Below are 15,941 nucleotides of genomic sequence, written 5' to 3' on the forward strand. Positions count from 1 at the left end.
AACTTGCAATACATCTACATCAATAAATGTTTATAAAAAATATAACTCTTTGTAAACATATTTTCCATTCTGTATATTAATGCGAATAAACGAAACTCATACTGTTATTCTGCTGAAATCGTTACGGAAAAGTAAAATAGTGGATAAAAGAACAAACTATAAATGGTTTTATTTACCAATAATATTTTCTTTGTTTCGTAGCATATTAAACGTACAGGAGGTGATATATGATGGCAAACAATCGTAACAACTCTTTAGTGGTACCAGGTGTACAAAGCGCACTGGATCAAATGAAATATGAAATTGCACAAGAATTCGGGGTACAATTAGGCGCGGATTCAACTGCAAGAGCGAACGGCTCTGTAGGTGGAGAAATCACAAAACGTCTCGTTGCTATGGCAGAACAGCAACTTGGTGGATATAACAAATAATGCTAGGTATAAAGTAGAAAAAGGAGAGATTATATCTCTCCTTTTTTGTTGTGTATTCGATTATAAATAGTATATTTGTTATCTTTCTTGTCTCTCATTATTTGTTTCTTCCAGCCACTTAGAAACGGATTCTTGCATATGAGATTCTAATGGTTGTATTATTTTATTTGATATAGCAAGTGCTTGATCCGCATACTTATTCGGGAACATGTTGCGCAAAGTAGGTTCATTTTCAGCACCATCTCCTGGTTCACGGTAATCTTCAATGATGTAATCATCCCCATTTTTTGTGACTGTCACACGGACTGGAAGTAAATGTCCTGCTTGAGGAACTGTCTGTGTTTCGCGGTTATATCCTTGCATGAGGGAATGGAGGTAGACATACATTTTTTCATCCTTCATCTCAGTTCCATAGATTACATGCGTCTCAAATTGTTTTTCTGTATGATTTAATTTGTCTTGATTCCAGGCAATGATACTTTCTGAAATAAGGGAATCTAGTTTGCTGTTAAGCGGAATATCCGTTACATCCTTTGCCTCATTTTGGACAGAATCACACCCTGTTGCAATGAAAACGAGTATGACAATGCTTACGGTAATCATTATCTTTCTCAAAATCTTATTTTCATATGTTAATGCAAAACGTTTGCTCATCAATTCACTCCATTTCTCTTTGTACTAATCATCCACTGACATAAATCTTTTATATGACAATAGTAAAACCGACTTCAAACTAGAAACTTATTCTATCCAAGGAAATATATTGCATTATATAATACATACTATACCATTCTTACACATAACGGGAGAAACTCTATGAGAAAAGTTATAATGTATTGCGGGATCTTTATTATGATTCTTTTAAGCGGTTGTATCCGTTTCGGAAAAGACACTACAGATACCATTTATCTCATTCCAGAAGCATACGAAGGAGACCTATTGGTACTATATAATGTTCCAGGAGCTGAGTTGTTGCCAGAAGAAGATGGGTTTCGTGTTGTTACTTTTTCTGCAGACGGGACCGCAGTAACATCAACACCTAATATGAAATATGGGGAAGTCAACGATACCTATTACATGGTTAACAAGGAAGGAAAGCGCACCAAACTTGACGAAAGCTGCATACGCGTTGGTTCAAATGGAAGCACTACTGAAAACATTGGTGAAGAAAATGAGCATACTTTCTCATACGCGAAATTGGAAGTTACAACTAGTGCTTGCTCACAAAACTTTTCATCCTATGGCAGAGAAGTATCTGAAAATCAAGAACATCCTGTAGAGAAGAAATTGAGGGAATTATTGGCGCTCGTAAAAGAGCAGTATATGAAAGTGAAATACTAAATTTTCAAAAGGGTGAATGGATGGATGGATGGATGGATGGATGGATGATGTTAGGGATAGGGTTGATTGTAGTAGGCGTTTTACTTGTCAGCGTTGTATCTTACCGAGAAATAAAGAAAGCAGGGGGCGTAACCTGGCTTGAAATTCTGATATATCCCTTTGGATTATTAATAGGCGCGTTACTCGAACACTTTGATTTACCAGAGTTTTTAATATTTTTAGGTTTACTATGTATTGTATTTGGTAGCTGTATGGTCATGGGCTTCAATATTCTATAACATTAAGAGCAAAGCATCTAGTTCCGATGCTTTTTTATTTTATTTTGTAATTTTTATTTTCAATATCTATCAAACTGGCTACCCAGACATACAGGGTTCCAAGTGCTGGTAAAAAACTCAGCCAGTTGAATGTATTCTCTATAATATAGAATGAAATAAAAATGGATGAAAAATAAATAGACAATGGAAGAAAAATGTATACGTCACGTTTTAAAGATTTTAAACTTTGCACTTTATTCACCTCAGCTTTTCTGGCATTATGTTTTAAATAAGAACCCGCAAGTTTGCAGATTCTCTTGGTGATGATTTTTAGATATGTAACTCGATTCTAAAAATAGGGTATATTGAGTCACTATAAAAATCAAATATTAATTTTCTAAAATAATCCTATGCAAATCTTATTGAGTTAGAAACACAGCCCGAATCTTAACAGTTGTAAATGGATCTAATTCGTTATCGGCCATACCAGTATCCGCATCTTAACCAATGACAAATCCTATCATCCCTTTTAAAATACCAACATGGATTGTGGCATCCACATTAACTGTTACAAATTTCATCACATTTAATTTCGTTTCTATCGTAGTCTTGGATTTCCCATGTGGTCATGCGTTCTGTAAGCTAATAAAAAACGCACCGTAACCCAGTGCGTTTCAGACAAATATACCTATATGTTTTAATTTGTAATTTGGAAGGAACCACCATAATAATATGAATTGTCTACTTTTAGTACTGCCACATATGTACCTGGTGTGTAAACCGTTGTAATTGGTGTTGTGAACTTAGAATAGTAGTGGTGCCCAGCCTCACCTGCAGAAATGGTTTTGTAGCGTTGCAATTTACCTTCTCCGTTCAATCGATAAATCTTTACAACACCTACATCTTTTCCGCCTATATACACCGTCGTATCAAACGTACCACCTTGTTTTAACGTACCAGGGGCTAATTCTTGTAGATAGTCCACATTGTGATGCAATAAGAAATACGTCTGCCATGGCCAATCATCCACAACAGCTGAAGCTTGCTTAATCGTATTTACTTCAGCGCGCGCTTTATCAGGTAGCGTATTGTCTAAAACGATAAAACCCGAAAAGGTTAAGGCACCAATTAAAGCAAATGAACATAATTTTTTCATATTAAATTCCTCCCGTTTATCTGACATTGTCACAGTCCACTTACAGGTATTAGGTTGTCATCCATTAATTGGATTATCATTCTAAAATCAATATATCATTTTCTTTCAATTTAATCAAATTAGAATTTTCTAACGAATAATGAGGCTAGATAAAATTCTACCTTTCTCCGTTTTTTTTATCATACAGAAGAAAGAACAGAGGTGATAAAGAATTTTTATTCCTCTCTCTTTTCAAACTAACAACATTTCCCGTTTGTACGGTACGAGACAATATTAAACATAAAATAGACACGAAAGGTGACTTAAATTAGCGAATATTTACATATAATCTAGGAGATGCAAGCTTAACATTTCATAACGGATCGATGGTGCCGTTTCAAGATGGACAATGCGCTACAACAAGTGGCATGTTGTATTTTTACTATGATGTTTTCCTCCAAGTGCGACAGGAAACACCCAGTATTTTTATTCGTAATCATCCAACAAAGAAAGAGGGATACTTGTTAGAACACACAAGAAGTATCCCTGATTATTTCCATAAATTCTGGTATCATCAAACAGAAATTGCAGATCTATTCTAGAAAGATATGTTTGTTCGTCTGGAAAAATATTAGTTTGAAGTGAAGAAGTCTTACGAAGAAATAGTAACAGAAACGACATAAAATCATCATCGGTTCCATTTCAACAGACTCCGAATCTGACAGTAATTTTGTTCTGTTTACTCATGAGGTAACGGAAGAGAATTTAGAAGAACTTGCTACAATTGCTCATCAGTATACAGAGGATACCATCCATTGTTACAATTACGGCAGTGTAGAAAAAGTAGGATAAAAGAAGAAAACATACTGTTCCAAATTAATATTCCGTGTGTTTTTTTGAACATACATCCCTTAATTTAATGTATATATTGAATATATGGATATATTGTGTTATGATGTGAATTAGAAACTCGCGTGTTTCAAATACAACATTTTTATCTTCTTGATGACCTCTTATCTTTCCGTAAGAGGTCTTTTTTTATCCCTCCTCATTTGCATAGCCGTTAAAATACTATGAAAAGATACTAGGAGACTACTACACTGTGATATTCTCTAGTATTTTTTCTTTATCCATATTATCTATTGTTGAGTAAATGATTAATTGTTAATTTTTGTATAATCTTTATAAAATAATAAAGGGGTATATATGAATAGGTATGTCCTTTTTATGTAATGATAATGCGAATTGAAGCGTAATACTGAAACGGTAAACGAGAAGAATCAGGGCCGAAACAGATAGTAAGGAAAGTAAAACAGTAACAGCAGACAATACTTATAATGAAAACGTTCATAATGGACTGTCTATGGATGGAGAAAAAAATACGAAAAGATAAAAGGGGCAAATGAATATGAACAGAGCCTTTAAAGGTATCGTATTAGCAGGGCTAAGTGTGAGTTTCTTGCTAGCGGGTTGTACAATAGAAACATATGTCCTAACGCAGTCCAGAATATAAGCATGTAGATAAAGTATTCTAAGCTGATAAAATGGTAGAAGACAAGAAGACTATAGCGATGAAGAAATTGAAAGAGAACTAAGAGGTTTAGCATCCTGACTTTCTAAATAACATGAGTGTTTCTATAGAATGAATCCTTAGGAGAGCTATTGTGGAACCTTTAATCAATGGTATTTTATACTTTGTATTTTTTTTTGGAGCACTGTTTCTTATACTGGGTACTGCATTGGTTTTATTTATCGTGGCTGCATTACCAATAATCTGGAAGGAGAATCTATCATTTCTAATGATTAGTTTAGGTATAAATATACTTGTCATTCCATTGTCTTTTTTTATTGGCGGGATGGCAACAGATTCCCCTGGTAGTACGATGCACGATTTTTGGAAAGTATTTTTCTTTATTCAGGTAATTCCGTTCCCTCTAGTACTGCTATCTTTAGTTTTGTGGCTTATTCGTCGAAAAAAAGCAAAAGTTCATGTGTAGCGTTTTTAATGCAAATAAGCTGTCCGTTTGGGGAGCTTATTGTATTTATTACTAAACGTGATTATTTCCAAAATGAATGCAATAACACTATACAGTTAAATAGAAGGTGAAACATATTGAAATCTTATCAAACGTTAGCCCACTTGTATGCATTAGGACTAGGCTGCGGGCTTTAGGATAGAGAGGAGGTAATTTCATGGTGCGATAGGTTGATTGAAGCAAATGATCACCCGCCATATGAAATTATGGAGATATCTTTAATGTCTAAAGCAAAGCTGATATATATAGAATCGGCTTTACTGTCATATAGCCGCATAGTTGATGAAAAATACTCGGTAAATATCCTTCTTTCTGTCTTAAATGAAAAGTTAGTAGCTCAGAAATGTAATGTGAAACAAGCTCTTACTTGCTCCACTCGTTTACTAGTAAACAGAGGCGTATATTGGGAAGAGGAATATTTTGATTTATACAGCCTTGATGATAGCTATGATATTGCACAGGAAGGGATCCATTTTAATAAAGAAGATGTGATTACTGCTTATATCGATACATTAGGTGCTTTTCGCGTCCATTTTAACGAGTTTGAAGATCTATATTTGCAAGTCATGAAACAGAAGTGGCAAGGGTGGAAGGCAGGAAAAGGAATCATTGAATCGTAAGAGTTACTTCCTGTATTTATCACCAAATTTATCTAGCCAAGACGAATCTGTCTTCGTGTTGATGAATTTTTGTCTCTTAATAACTTAATGCTATCATCTTTAATTTTTCCGACAGCAAGCAAAGCTAGTATTTTTAATGCATAATCAGACGCTTGTAAAGGAGCATCACTATTTAAATTTTTACCAGAGAGTAATTTATTTAATTAATAGAAAAAGGAAGGGACCTATTTGGCTCCTTCCTTTTTCTCATACATACATAACGCTTGTTGACAACTTATGAAATAATAGCATTCATCGCTATTAAAATATAGCACTAAAAGCGATTTAATGGATATGCAATTATACATATCTGTTTAATTGCATGAATGGGAACAAAATGATTTAACTCTTCCGGTATGGAAACAAATAGATTCAGGTATATTTAGGATAAGAAGACCTGATTATTGATTGCTGGTTAAATCATATTTCTACGTATCTGAAACAAATTATTTCACTGGATTGTATGTTATAGATGGTGAGGGATTTATGAAATGTAGATTGTTTCTTGGTTTTTTGCTCGTGATTTTACTTTGAGGATACATCGAAAAAGAAGTTACGTTATATACGATTCAAAAAGGGTATTAGTCAGTGCATCCAAAGACACGCTCCGTTTCCTGTTTCCTATCCTACTAAATTACCATTCCAAGCAGATTCCTTCTCTTTCAAACAATTCATCCATTGAATAAAGATAATTCCGTCATACGTATCGGAGGGCATGAAGCTTTCTTAATACCATTTGGAATATATTTCAATATACTTCCGATACTATAACAGATCGAAAATTTCTCTATTGGAGGTATATAATGGCATATCCATTTCGTAACTTAGTATTTGAAGGTGGCGGGGTAAAGGGAAGCGCTTATATAGGTGCCATCCGTGCACTAAATGAAGAAGGGATTTTACCAGAAATACAACGATTTGGGGGGACTTCAGCAGGAGCGATTACTGCATTACTTTTAGGTCTTTCCATTCCATTCGCAGATCTTGTAAAAATCCACAAAGACATGAATTTCAAAGCGTTTAAAGATGATGATTTTTCGATTGTACAAGATAATATTCGTTTATTTTTTGATGGTTTTGGTATCTATAAAGGGGATTTCTTCACTGAGTGGGTAGGAAAGATCGTTGAAAAGTGGACAGGGAGTAAGGACACAACCTTTCAGCAGTTATATGACAAAACAGGAAAAGACGTGTTTTTCCAAGGAACGAACATTTCTACACACCAGCTTCGTACGTTTTCTCGCGAAACGACACCTGATGTCCCGTTAGTAGTTGCTGTGCGGATTTCGATGTCCATCCCATTCTTTTTTAAATCTGTGGAATGGGATAAAGATTATTATGTAGACGGAGGTGTACTCGATAACTACCCAATTCGTTTATTTGATCGGAAAAGTTTTGTGAATAAAGAAGAACACTTCACGACCACAGATACGATTGACGAGGTTAATAAACTGGTAAGCAATACGGAGGATCATTCTACACTAAGAAGCTTACACACGAAATACAATGCATCTTTCTTTGATCCTGCAGATGAAATTGTCTACAACAAAGAAACACTGGGTTTCCGTTTAGAATCTCAGGCCGAGATTGCCATGTTAAAACATATCGCAACTTCAACAGAACATCATATTGGCCATTCTCTTATTCATTTTGCATGGAATTTGTCTCAAACGATGATCAAAGGTCATGAGAGCGGAAAAACAACCAAAGAAGATGCTGCCCGCACTGTATTTATCAATACATTCTTTACGCCGTCGTTTAATTTCGATATCACAGAAGAAGAAAAGAAAACACTCATGAATTCAGGCTATACTTCTACTAAAGACTATCTACATCAGTTTAATACGTCTGAAGTAAAATTGTTTAATCGACCATAAAGCCGAGTGCAATGCACTTGGCTTTTTTTAATCGTCCTGTAAATTCTTTTTTTAGCAGCTAATAAAAATTCAGATAGACTATGCATAGAACAAGAGAGAGGAGATAACAGAAAGTAATAAATATAAGTTTTGATGACTTCTTATTTTGTAAAACTAGGGTGTAGAAAGGATGAAACAGATGGAAGAAAAACGAATTGCAATTTTTGTAGTGGATGGCAATGTCAAAGTCGCGAGCAAACTCCGTGATGTTGTGTTAGATATTGTTGATTTTGATAATTTAGGAGAATACGTAGAGCCTGCTTTTACAGGGATATTGTATTAAGAACAGGAGGGAGTATGATTCCAAAAGAAGTAATGGTAGAATACGTCTCAATTTCCTGATTTAGCAAACCTGCTACCAACTGAAATTGTTGTTTATCCGGCTATTTGTCGGGCAGCCCGATTGGTGAGGGCTGATTAAAGTTTCACTTTATTAAATTGGATTAAGATATTCTTGAAATGAGGTAGTAACAAAACAGCTTTGTGGGAATTAAATAAAAGGCTGTTAAAACAATTAAAGTGTTAGTTAAAAAAGCTGATAGTGGAGCGAGAAGTAAACAATTAAAAGAACTTTACTACATATGTAACAACTTTTTTTCTTAACGTACGGAATTCTCGTTATGCATCACTATCAACTTAAGATCATGTATCTTATGATGAAAATAATTCTATCTCTCTATTCATTTATTCGAAGATTCTTAAAACTATTACGATAAAACGTGGATGTATTTATAATTATAGTTAGTTAAGCTAACTAATTATAGTTAGTTTTTCAACACAGGAATAGTTCAATAAAAAAAGAATCTGAAGCAAATTTGTTAATCTATAGGACGATTCCTCAAAGAATAGAGCTGTACGCAGAATGAATTTAAAAAAACGGCAGCGAAGGGAAACTAATTAAATGGCAGCTAAGTTTGTTTTATTTATGTTATGAGTATCTGATAATGCACGAGATAAAGAAATGGTATGTCGCTAATTACTTACTTTCTGTGCTTCTTGTGCATCATTAATTGAGGAGTAAAGTATTGGAAAGTTATTAAATAAAATACATGTAAGTATAAAAGCTAAAGTTGGAGAAGGTAGATAAATATGTTGGATTATTAAATTCAACATATTTTTACGGAATAAAAGTTAGTCTAGCTTATTATAAGTTAAACTAATTTAATTGAAAGAAGGTGAAAATTGTTTATTGTTTGTCTTAGTAATAATACAAATTACTTAAATATGCTGATTTCTATGGAACTTAAGAAATTTGGAACAAATAACAAGGAGGGTTTAATTAATGAATATTTCTAAAGAAAATAATCCTATTTTGGCGGTCGTTAGCTCCAGCGGTAATCAAATCCATTTCTTCAATGCGAAAAATTTTGAAAGAATAGGGGTTATAGATTCTCCAGTTACAGAACCTCATGAATTATGTTTCGATTCTAAGCGTCAATTGTTATATGTAAGTATTACTTATCGCTCAGGTTTTTATAGAAATAATCCGGAAAAAAGCCATGAAATTTTAGTTATCAATATTGATCAATTTAAAGTAATTGATATCATTGATATCTCGCCGGAATTTGCACCACATAGTTTAGTTTATAATGAAAAAAAAGACTTATTGTATGTAAGTGTTGAATCTGGTGAAGGAGGAATTTTAATTATTAATCCTAACACGAGAAAAATGCTAGATAGAATCTCTACAGAAGCAACAGGTCCATATTGGTTTGTTACGAATCCAGATGGTACAAAAGGATATTCCTCTAATAAAGAGGCGCCCTTTATATCGGTTTTAGATACACATGATAAGGAGTTAATTGGAAAAGTATCTATGCCCTATGGTAGTGAAGAACTAGCTATTTCTCCTAAAGGTAATCGAGTTTATATCCCTTCACCATGCATGTTTACTTGGAGACTACAAAGAGGAGCAACCTACACCTAGCATCATTAATACAGAAACCGATAAAATTATAAAGACAAAATCATTTTCAGATTTAATTACTCCGGTTCATGTAACGAATGATGGGAAAGTATTGGTAGGACATACGCGTTTTCAGAATAAGAATGGAGAGAGAACAAGAAATATGTTTTCTCCAGCACCAGGGTATGTTTCTGTTCTTGATGGAGAATCGTTAAATGTGTTAGGTACAATAGAAGTAGATTTACTCCCAATTACAATGCGTTCTTCTACGGACGGAACGGTTGGATATGTTTCTAACTTTAGATCAGGGACAATAAGTGTATTAGATTTAGTTAATTACAAGAATGTTCATACCATTGAAGTTGATCCAGGAGATCGAAATGCAGACCCTTCTGTAAATCAAGGAGCTCATGGTATAGCATATATAGAAAGATAAAATAAGAAAACGCTATTCTTTTTGTAGAAATTCACAGAAAGTATGGCGTTTTTTATGTATCTATTACTTTCTGATGAATTCCAATTAGGTCTATTTTTTGTAAATATGGAACAATGTTATTACTTACACTGTCTATTAAGCGTTAAAACATTTTTTATTAAATAAATTAAGAAAGGAATCATCATTTTTAACTAAGGGAGAAGATTGAATTGAAAAAATTATGGATGCTGCTTTTCGTTTGTTTCGCAGTTATGTTGGTAGGATGTAATAAAAACGAACCGCCAAAACAAGCATTTGAAGAATATATCAATTTATGGAATGATAAAAAATTTGCAAATATGTATGATTATTTATCAGATTATGGCAAAAAATCGATTTCTAAAAAAGAATTTACAGAAAAATATCAAAAAATCTATGAGGGGATTGGAGCTAAGAATTTAAAAGTTAAAATGAAAGGAGAGAATACGAAAGATAAAGAGCTTTTTCTTTTTGAAGTTAAGATGGATACGGATGTAGGACCAGTTTCATTCATCCACGAAGCAAAACTTGTGAAAGATAAAGAATCTTGGAAAATAGATTGGACACCGGACTTCATTTTCCCGGGAATGAAAAAAGATTACAAAGTACGTATGCAAATAGAGCAAGGAAAACGCGGAGAAATATATGATCGAAATGGAAAAGGGCTTGCAACGAATGGTAAAGCAACTGAGGTTGGAATTATTCCAGAGAAACTAGGCGAAACAGCAGCGCAAACGAAAGAAATAGTAGCACAATTACTTGATATGTCTATAGAAGAGGTCGAACAAAAGCTCACAGCGAAATGGATAAAACCAGACTCTTTTGTACCAATTGGTATTTTAAAAGAGGGAACCAGACAGAATGATTATATTGAATTAGAAGGAGTTTCATCTCGCCCAGTAAATATTCGTACGTATCCATTAGGTGAAGCAGCGGCACACTTAACTGGATATATAGGAAAGGTGAATGCGGAGGAGTTAAAATTACTTCAAAAACAAGGTTATCAAGCAGATGATTTAGTAGGTAAGACCGGTCTAGAGAAAGTGTTAGAAAATAAATTGCGTGGTGAAAAGGGTGGACGCGTATTTATAGAAGATGAGAATGGGAAAGAGATTAAAAACGTAGCAAAAAAAGAAGCAAAAGAAGGAGAAAATGTTACGTTAACAATTAATGCTGCAATTCAAGAAAAAATCTTTAATGAGATGAAAACTGAAGCAGGATCTAGTGCAGCGGTCAATCCTAAAACAGGTGAAACAATCGCACTAGTAAGTAGCCCTGCTTATAATCCAAATATAATAGTTAGAGGAGCATCGAAAGCCCAACGAGAAGCATGGAGTAACGACTCGAAACTACCAATGATGAATCGCTTCACACAAGCATTTGTACCAGGTTCCGTATTTAAAACGATTACAGGTGCAATTGGTTTGGAAACAAACACAATAAATCCGAAGGAAGAATTTAAAATTCAAGGATTGAAGTGGACAAAAGATTCATCTTGGGGAAATTACTATGTAACGCGTGTGAAGGATGCAAGTCCAATTGATTTTGATAAGGCAATGAAGTACTCTGATAATATTTATTTTGCTCAACAAGCTTTGAAAATGGGAAAAGATCAGTATGTAAATGAATTTAAAAAATACGGATTTCATGAAAAATTACCAATCGAATACGAATTTCCTATTTCAATCATTGCAAAAGATGGGATAAAAAACGATATTCAACTAGCAGACACGGGCTATGGACAAGGACAAGTATTAATGACACCACTTCATTTAGCATTAACATATGCACCGATTGTGAATGAAGGGAATATTCCGTCGCCACATCTTTTAAAAGAAGCAAAAGTAGCAGGGAATTGGAAAGAAAATGTGGTTTCTAAAAAGAATCAAGAGATATTAAAGAGTGCATTAATCAAAGTCATTAATGACCCTGATGGCGCAGGGAGAATTGCAAAGGTTGATGGTGTAACGCTTGCTGGTAAAACTGGTACAGCAGAACTGAAAGAGTCGAAAGAAGCAGACGGAAAAGAACTGGGATGGTTCGCAGCTTTCGATGCAAATGCGCCAGACATGATTGTTACAATGATGATTGAAGATGTAAAAGGAAGAGGAGGAAGTAACGTTCCAGGTGAAAAAGTAAAACATGTATTTCAGAAATAACACTTAATTATAAGGTGAATTTTTTTCGCTAAATTTATTACATGTTTGCTTAACTCAAAGATATAAAATGGGAAAATATAGAACAATTAAATTTCAAAAAAGCATTCTTTCTAATCGAGAATGCTTTTTTGCTGTGACTCTAGAAAAGTTGGCATTGTTAATGGTAAATAGAAAGGTATAGCAAATTGAAATGGACAAGTGGAGTGTTACGTGAAATTCAAAAAAATAGATTGTTGTGAGTGGATTTTTATCATTGTATGCTTTACTTGTTTTTTTAGTAGTATTATTCTGCCTGAAAAAAGATAAACAATGGAACAAATGAAACTTGTATCTTGTCTATATATTGAAACCATAATAAAAGTGAGGGCAGTTTTATGTTTATTCAAATAAGTTTGAGGTGTGGAAATGGAACAGACGTTTATTGAAAAGTGTAATCATGATGAGCTGGACTATGTTATAAAAGACCATTGGCAAGATGTATGGAATTATTCATTTATTATTACGAAAGATCCACACTTATCAGATGATATCACGCAAGATGTATTTATAAAGGTGTTTAAAAATTGGAATTCATTTCGAAAGGAGTCATCTATTAGAACGTGGATATTAAAAATTACAAGAAATACGGCAATAAACTATTTGAAATCCTCCTATTTTAAAAGGATATCTTTAATAGGATTTTTTAGTGACGATAAGCAATCCCTGTCAGCAGAACAAGAATTTTTTAACCAAGAAGAAATGAATGAGGTGTGGAAGGTTGTATTAAAACTACCTAAAAAGCACCGTGAAATAATTATATTGGACGCAAAATATGAATTATCTTATGAAGAAATGGCTGAAACATTAGGAGTATCCATTGGAACTGTAAAATCGAGATTAAGTAGAGCGAGAAGTAAGGTTTCAAAATTAATAGGGGAGGGTAGTAGCGATGAACAATAAACAAAATCCTGACTGGTATAGAAAAATAAAAAAAGGCCCAATGGAGAATCGTAAAGATGAAGAAGAATTTATTTCTAAAATAAAGCAGTCTATATACGAAAATAATGAAGTGGATTTTGTAAAACATAAAAGACCATTCCGTAAAAAAGCATTACCTATTGTAGTTGTTTTGGTTTGTACAATGTTATTTTTCATTGTTCAACAACCTTGGCTTGATGATAATAAAGCGCCGGTACAAAGTAGTACTCAAATTAAGCCTAAAACAAAAGATGAGTCTGCTCAGGATCCATCACTAAAACAATTTATGAATGAACTATATCAAAGTATAAACTCAAAAAATGAAAATGACTTGTATAAAGCGTTAAATGATGAAGTTCTATTTAAAGGGAAGAGTTATAAGAAGGATGAACTGAAGTTTGATGAAGATATTTTTCATGAGTTGCAAGTCGCCCTTACAATGGGGGGAGAGTTTGCAAATGATACAAAGCAAGTATATAAAGTACCAAGTGGATTGACGGAAAGTAACCAACCAAAGCAAGCACATTTTATATATGCAACTGTTACTGGAAATAAAACGAAAATTTTAGCTGAACCAAAGCGAGAATCACAAGTTTTATATGAAGTATCTAATGAAATGGTAAAAGCTTGGATTCCGGAAAAAGTACAGAATGATGGATATATAAAAATTTCGACAATTGATGGTAATACTGGATATGTACAGAAAGAGTACATTTTAACTGATATTAAATATTCATTTATGTTCGAAAAGAATAATGAAGGTATATGGAAAATAATAAATGTAGATTCTATATGGTAAAAGAGGAAGGTTCACTTTAATGAACCTTCCTCTTTGTTTTTATTCTCTTTTTGAAGAGTATTCCAGTACTCTAAAATTTCTGATGTAACGAGAGCGGCAATGTTTTTTTCTGAATTACTACCAGGAATAACGACAGAAACGGCAATTTGTGGATCTTCAGTAGGAGCATATGCAATGAAAAGAGAATGATTTATCATTCTTTCTTGCTCATTTGGAAAACCTGTAATACCTGTTTTACCTGCGACGTTAAAGGGCAACTTTTTGATCTCCTCTATATTTTGACTCATTCCACCTTGCACGACACTCCAAAAATTCATCGGGTAACGATTTGAACTTTCTAAAATTGGTTTAAACTTTTTTGTTTCCTTACCATCTTGACCAATAATCGCACTTACGATTTGAGGTTTATATTTATCACCTTTACTTGCCAAAGTTGCTGCATATTGAGCGAGTTGAAGAGGGGTATGCACTTCATTTCCTCCCCAAGAGGCATTTAATAAAGCAGAAATCCCATTTTCAAATTTATTAGATGGATGGAATTCATATTGTCCGTCTTCTTCAAAGGGCAAATCAATCCCGGTTTTAGAACGTAGGCCGAATTGCATCAAATAATCTGTCCATATATGTGCCACTTTTTCTATATTGCCATTATTTTGGTTGAATAATGGCAGAGCTACTTTTGCTGTCATAAATGTGTTAGATGAATTAATGATAGCCTGCCTCGGTGTAATCTCGCCTGTTGGCGTTCCAGGTGCATTCGTAATGTTATTTTGATTATCATACTGAAAAGTACCTTTATCTAAATAAGTATCTTCAGGTTGAAAAAGCTTTTCGTTTAATCCAATTAAAATAGTAAGTGGCTTTATAGTCGAAGCCATATTTACATAAGATTCACCATACTTTAATTTTTGAATTGCTTTATTTTGCGAAAGTGATTTAATGTTTTCTTTTCTAGAAGATACATGTGTATTTAATATATTTGGATCAAAAACTGCCGAGTTGGCCATAGTTAAAATCGCGCCAGTTTTTGCATCGCTCACTACAGCATAACCAGCTTTAGCATCAGGTGTTTTCTTAATTTGAGATCTTAATGCTTCTTCTACCTTTTGCTGCAACTCAGAGTCTAAAGCTAGCCGTACATCTTTACCTTTTTGTACTTTTTGAATGTTCCATAAGAACTTTTTATTATTCAATTTAAAAATAAGAGTTTTACCTGGTTTTCCCTTTAAATCATTTTCATATTGCAGCTCAATCCCGCTTTTTCCAACAGCCATATGCGTTGAATTAAGGTCATTTTCTATATACCCAATTACTTGTGAACCAATTTTGTGCTTAGGATAATATCGAATCCATTCATCTTTAATTATTACATTATTGGGTTTGTTTTTGTTTATGAATGCAAGTTCATTCTCAGTTATATCAGAGTATAACGGTATGTCATTCATAGTCTGCTTTTTACAAGATTGTTGTAATTGAGATTTTATGTTCTCTGTAGAAATATCATGTTGAAACTCGTTTGAAAATTGATTAAAAAAAGCTAATGTGTTTGATGTATCTTGTTTCGATAGCTTTTCATCATTAGAAGTGCAATATAGAGACTTAACTTTCTTATTTGTAGCTAGTATTACACCATTTTGATCAAAAATCTTTCCTCTTTCAGCTGAAGAAGTTGCGATAGTAATTGAAATGAAGTTGATTTTTAATAAAATTAGTAAAATCAAACCTACAATAGAAAGAACCGCAAAAAATCTCCATCTTTTTGTATGTAACATATAACCCTCCCTTATGTAGCCTATTTCATCTTATATTTAATTATTTTTTTTGTAAATGTGGAACAACTTTATTGTTTAGGTTGTCTATTAAGTATTACAGCATGAAGAAAGGAATAATT

General features: G+C 33.5%; 14 protein-coding genes and 1 pseudogene. 12 read left to right on the forward strand and 3 right to left on the reverse strand.

Annotation, left to right across the window (positions count from 1 at the left end; translation table 11 throughout):
• The first annotated feature begins 230 nt into the window (after positions 1-230).
• Positions 231-431 carry an alpha/beta-type small acid-soluble spore protein gene (locus MHI26_RS12690; protein WP_042973287.1) on the forward strand — a complete coding sequence of 67 codons (201 nt, stop codon included), beginning with the start codon at positions 231-233 and terminating at the stop codon, positions 429-431.
• Between the two features lie 78 nt (positions 432-509).
• Here MHI26_RS12690 and MHI26_RS12695 read toward each other — a convergent pair whose 3' ends face one another.
• A complete protein-coding gene (locus MHI26_RS12695) occupies positions 510-1,085 on the reverse strand; it encodes a hypothetical protein (RefSeq protein ID WP_061667575.1) in 576 nt (191 codons plus the stop codon).
• 162 nt (positions 1,086-1,247) lie between these two features.
• Between MHI26_RS12695 and MHI26_RS12700 the strand changes: the two genes are divergently transcribed.
• Both MHI26_RS12700 and MHI26_RS12705 read left to right on the forward strand, forming a co-directional pair.
• Positions 1,248-1,772 (forward strand): DUF6843 domain-containing protein, encoded by a 525-nt coding sequence (locus tag MHI26_RS12700; protein ID WP_061667574.1) that lies wholly within the window; start codon positions 1,248-1,250, stop codon positions 1,770-1,772.
• 44 nt (positions 1,773-1,816) lie between these two features.
• A complete protein-coding gene (locus MHI26_RS12705) occupies positions 1,817-2,050 on the forward strand; it encodes a hypothetical protein (protein WP_000979116.1) in 234 nt (77 codons plus the stop codon).
• A gap of 676 nt (positions 2,051-2,726) precedes the next feature.
• Here MHI26_RS12705 and MHI26_RS12710 read toward each other — a convergent pair.
• A complete protein-coding gene (locus MHI26_RS12710) occupies positions 2,727-3,185 on the reverse strand; it encodes a DUF5065 family protein (protein WP_061667573.1) in 459 nt (152 codons plus the stop codon).
• Positions 3,186-4,828: 1,643 nt separating this feature from the next.
• On the opposite strand from MHI26_RS12710, the gene MHI26_RS12715 reads away from it, so the two are divergent.
• The 9 genes and pseudogenes from MHI26_RS12715 (at position 4,829) to MHI26_RS12755 (ending at position 14,050) form a co-directional block, all read left to right on the forward strand.
• Positions 4,829-5,161 carry a hypothetical protein gene (locus MHI26_RS12715; protein ID WP_000433528.1) on the forward strand — a complete coding sequence of 111 codons (333 nt, stop codon included), beginning with the start codon at positions 4,829-4,831 and terminating at the stop codon, positions 5,159-5,161.
• Positions 5,162-5,277: 116 nt separating this feature from the next.
• Positions 5,278-5,820 (forward strand): annotated as a pseudogene (locus MHI26_RS12720) (protein kinase).
• A gap of 842 nt (positions 5,821-6,662) precedes the next feature.
• Positions 6,663-7,736: a patatin-like phospholipase family protein gene (locus MHI26_RS12725; protein WP_000331130.1), complete on the forward strand. Its 1,074-nt coding sequence runs from the start codon at positions 6,663-6,665 to the stop codon at positions 7,734-7,736.
• 169 nt (positions 7,737-7,905) lie between these two features.
• A complete protein-coding gene (locus tag MHI26_RS12730; RefSeq protein ID WP_000812115.1) occupies positions 7,906-8,058 on the forward strand; it encodes a hypothetical protein in 153 nt (50 codons plus the stop codon).
• A 999-nt stretch (positions 8,059-9,057) separates the two neighbouring features.
• The gene (locus tag MHI26_RS12735) at positions 9,058-9,702 is read left to right on the forward strand and encodes a YncE family protein (RefSeq protein WP_003306921.1); all 645 of its coding nucleotides are present in this window, start codon (positions 9,058-9,060) and stop codon (positions 9,700-9,702) included.
• Positions 9,703-9,844: 142 nt separating this feature from the next.
• Positions 9,845-10,117: a YncE family protein gene (locus tag MHI26_RS12740; protein ID WP_000492602.1), complete on the forward strand. Its 273-nt coding sequence runs from the start codon at positions 9,845-9,847 to the stop codon at positions 10,115-10,117.
• Positions 10,118-10,326: 209 nt separating this feature from the next.
• Positions 10,327-12,294: a penicillin-binding transpeptidase domain-containing protein gene (locus tag MHI26_RS12745; RefSeq protein WP_000737759.1), complete on the forward strand. Its 1,968-nt coding sequence runs from the start codon at positions 10,327-10,329 to the stop codon at positions 12,292-12,294.
• Positions 12,295-12,699: 405 nt separating this feature from the next.
• The gene (locus tag MHI26_RS12750; protein WP_000438325.1) at positions 12,700-13,233 is read left to right on the forward strand and encodes an RNA polymerase sigma factor; all 534 of its coding nucleotides are present in this window, start codon (positions 12,700-12,702) and stop codon (positions 13,231-13,233) included.
• A complete protein-coding gene (locus MHI26_RS12755; RefSeq protein ID WP_086406139.1) occupies positions 13,223-14,050 on the forward strand; it encodes an SH3 domain-containing protein in 828 nt (275 codons plus the stop codon). Before MHI26_RS12750 ends, MHI26_RS12755 begins: the two co-directional genes overlap by 11 nt.
• 11 nt (positions 14,051-14,061) lie before the next feature.
• On the opposite strand, the gene MHI26_RS12760 is transcribed toward MHI26_RS12755, so the two are convergent.
• Complete coding sequence (locus MHI26_RS12760) at positions 14,062-15,822, reverse strand: peptidoglycan D,D-transpeptidase FtsI family protein (RefSeq protein WP_061665997.1); 1,761 nt, start codon at positions 15,820-15,822, stop codon at positions 14,062-14,064.
• Between the last annotated feature and the right edge of the window lie 119 nt (positions 15,823-15,941).

Origin of the sequence: Bacillus sp. FSL K6-1218 (genome assembly GCF_038006445.1) — a bacterium.
GTDB classification, from domain to species: domain Bacteria; phylum Bacillota; class Bacilli; order Bacillales; family Bacillaceae_G; genus Bacillus_A; species Bacillus_A thuringiensis_S.

Bases quoted from the DNA above. Each gene is read 5' to 3' on its own strand.
- MHI26_RS12690 (WP_042973287.1), top strand. From the start codon at position 231: ATGGCAAACAATCGTAACAACTCTTTAGTGGTACCAGGTGTACAAAGC.
- MHI26_RS12695 (WP_061667575.1), bottom strand. From the start codon at position 1,085: ATGAGCAAACGTTTTGCATTAACATATGAAAATAAGATTTTGAGAAAG.
- MHI26_RS12700 (WP_061667574.1), top strand. From the start codon at position 1,248: ATGAGAAAAGTTATAATGTATTGCGGGATCTTTATTATGATTCTTTTA.
- MHI26_RS12705 (WP_000979116.1), top strand. From the start codon at position 1,817: ATGATGTTAGGGATAGGGTTGATTGTAGTAGGCGTTTTACTTGTCAGC.
- MHI26_RS12710 (WP_061667573.1), bottom strand. From the start codon at position 3,185: ATGAAAAAATTATGTTCATTTGCTTTAATTGGTGCCTTAACCTTTTCG.
- MHI26_RS12725 (WP_000331130.1), top strand. From the start codon at position 6,663: ATGGCATATCCATTTCGTAACTTAGTATTTGAAGGTGGCGGGGTAAAG.
- MHI26_RS12730 (WP_000812115.1), top strand. From the start codon at position 7,906: ATGAAACAGATGGAAGAAAAACGAATTGCAATTTTTGTAGTGGATGGC.
- MHI26_RS12735 (WP_003306921.1), top strand. From the start codon at position 9,058: ATGAATATTTCTAAAGAAAATAATCCTATTTTGGCGGTCGTTAGCTCC.
- MHI26_RS12740 (WP_000492602.1), top strand. From the start codon at position 9,845: ATGTTTTCTCCAGCACCAGGGTATGTTTCTGTTCTTGATGGAGAATCG.
- MHI26_RS12750 (WP_000438325.1), top strand. From the start codon at position 12,700: ATGGAACAGACGTTTATTGAAAAGTGTAATCATGATGAGCTGGACTAT.
- MHI26_RS12755 (WP_086406139.1), top strand. From the start codon at position 13,223: ATGAACAATAAACAAAATCCTGACTGGTATAGAAAAATAAAAAAAGGC.
- MHI26_RS12760 (WP_061665997.1), bottom strand. From the start codon at position 15,822: ATGTTACATACAAAAAGATGGAGATTTTTTGCGGTTCTTTCTATTGTA.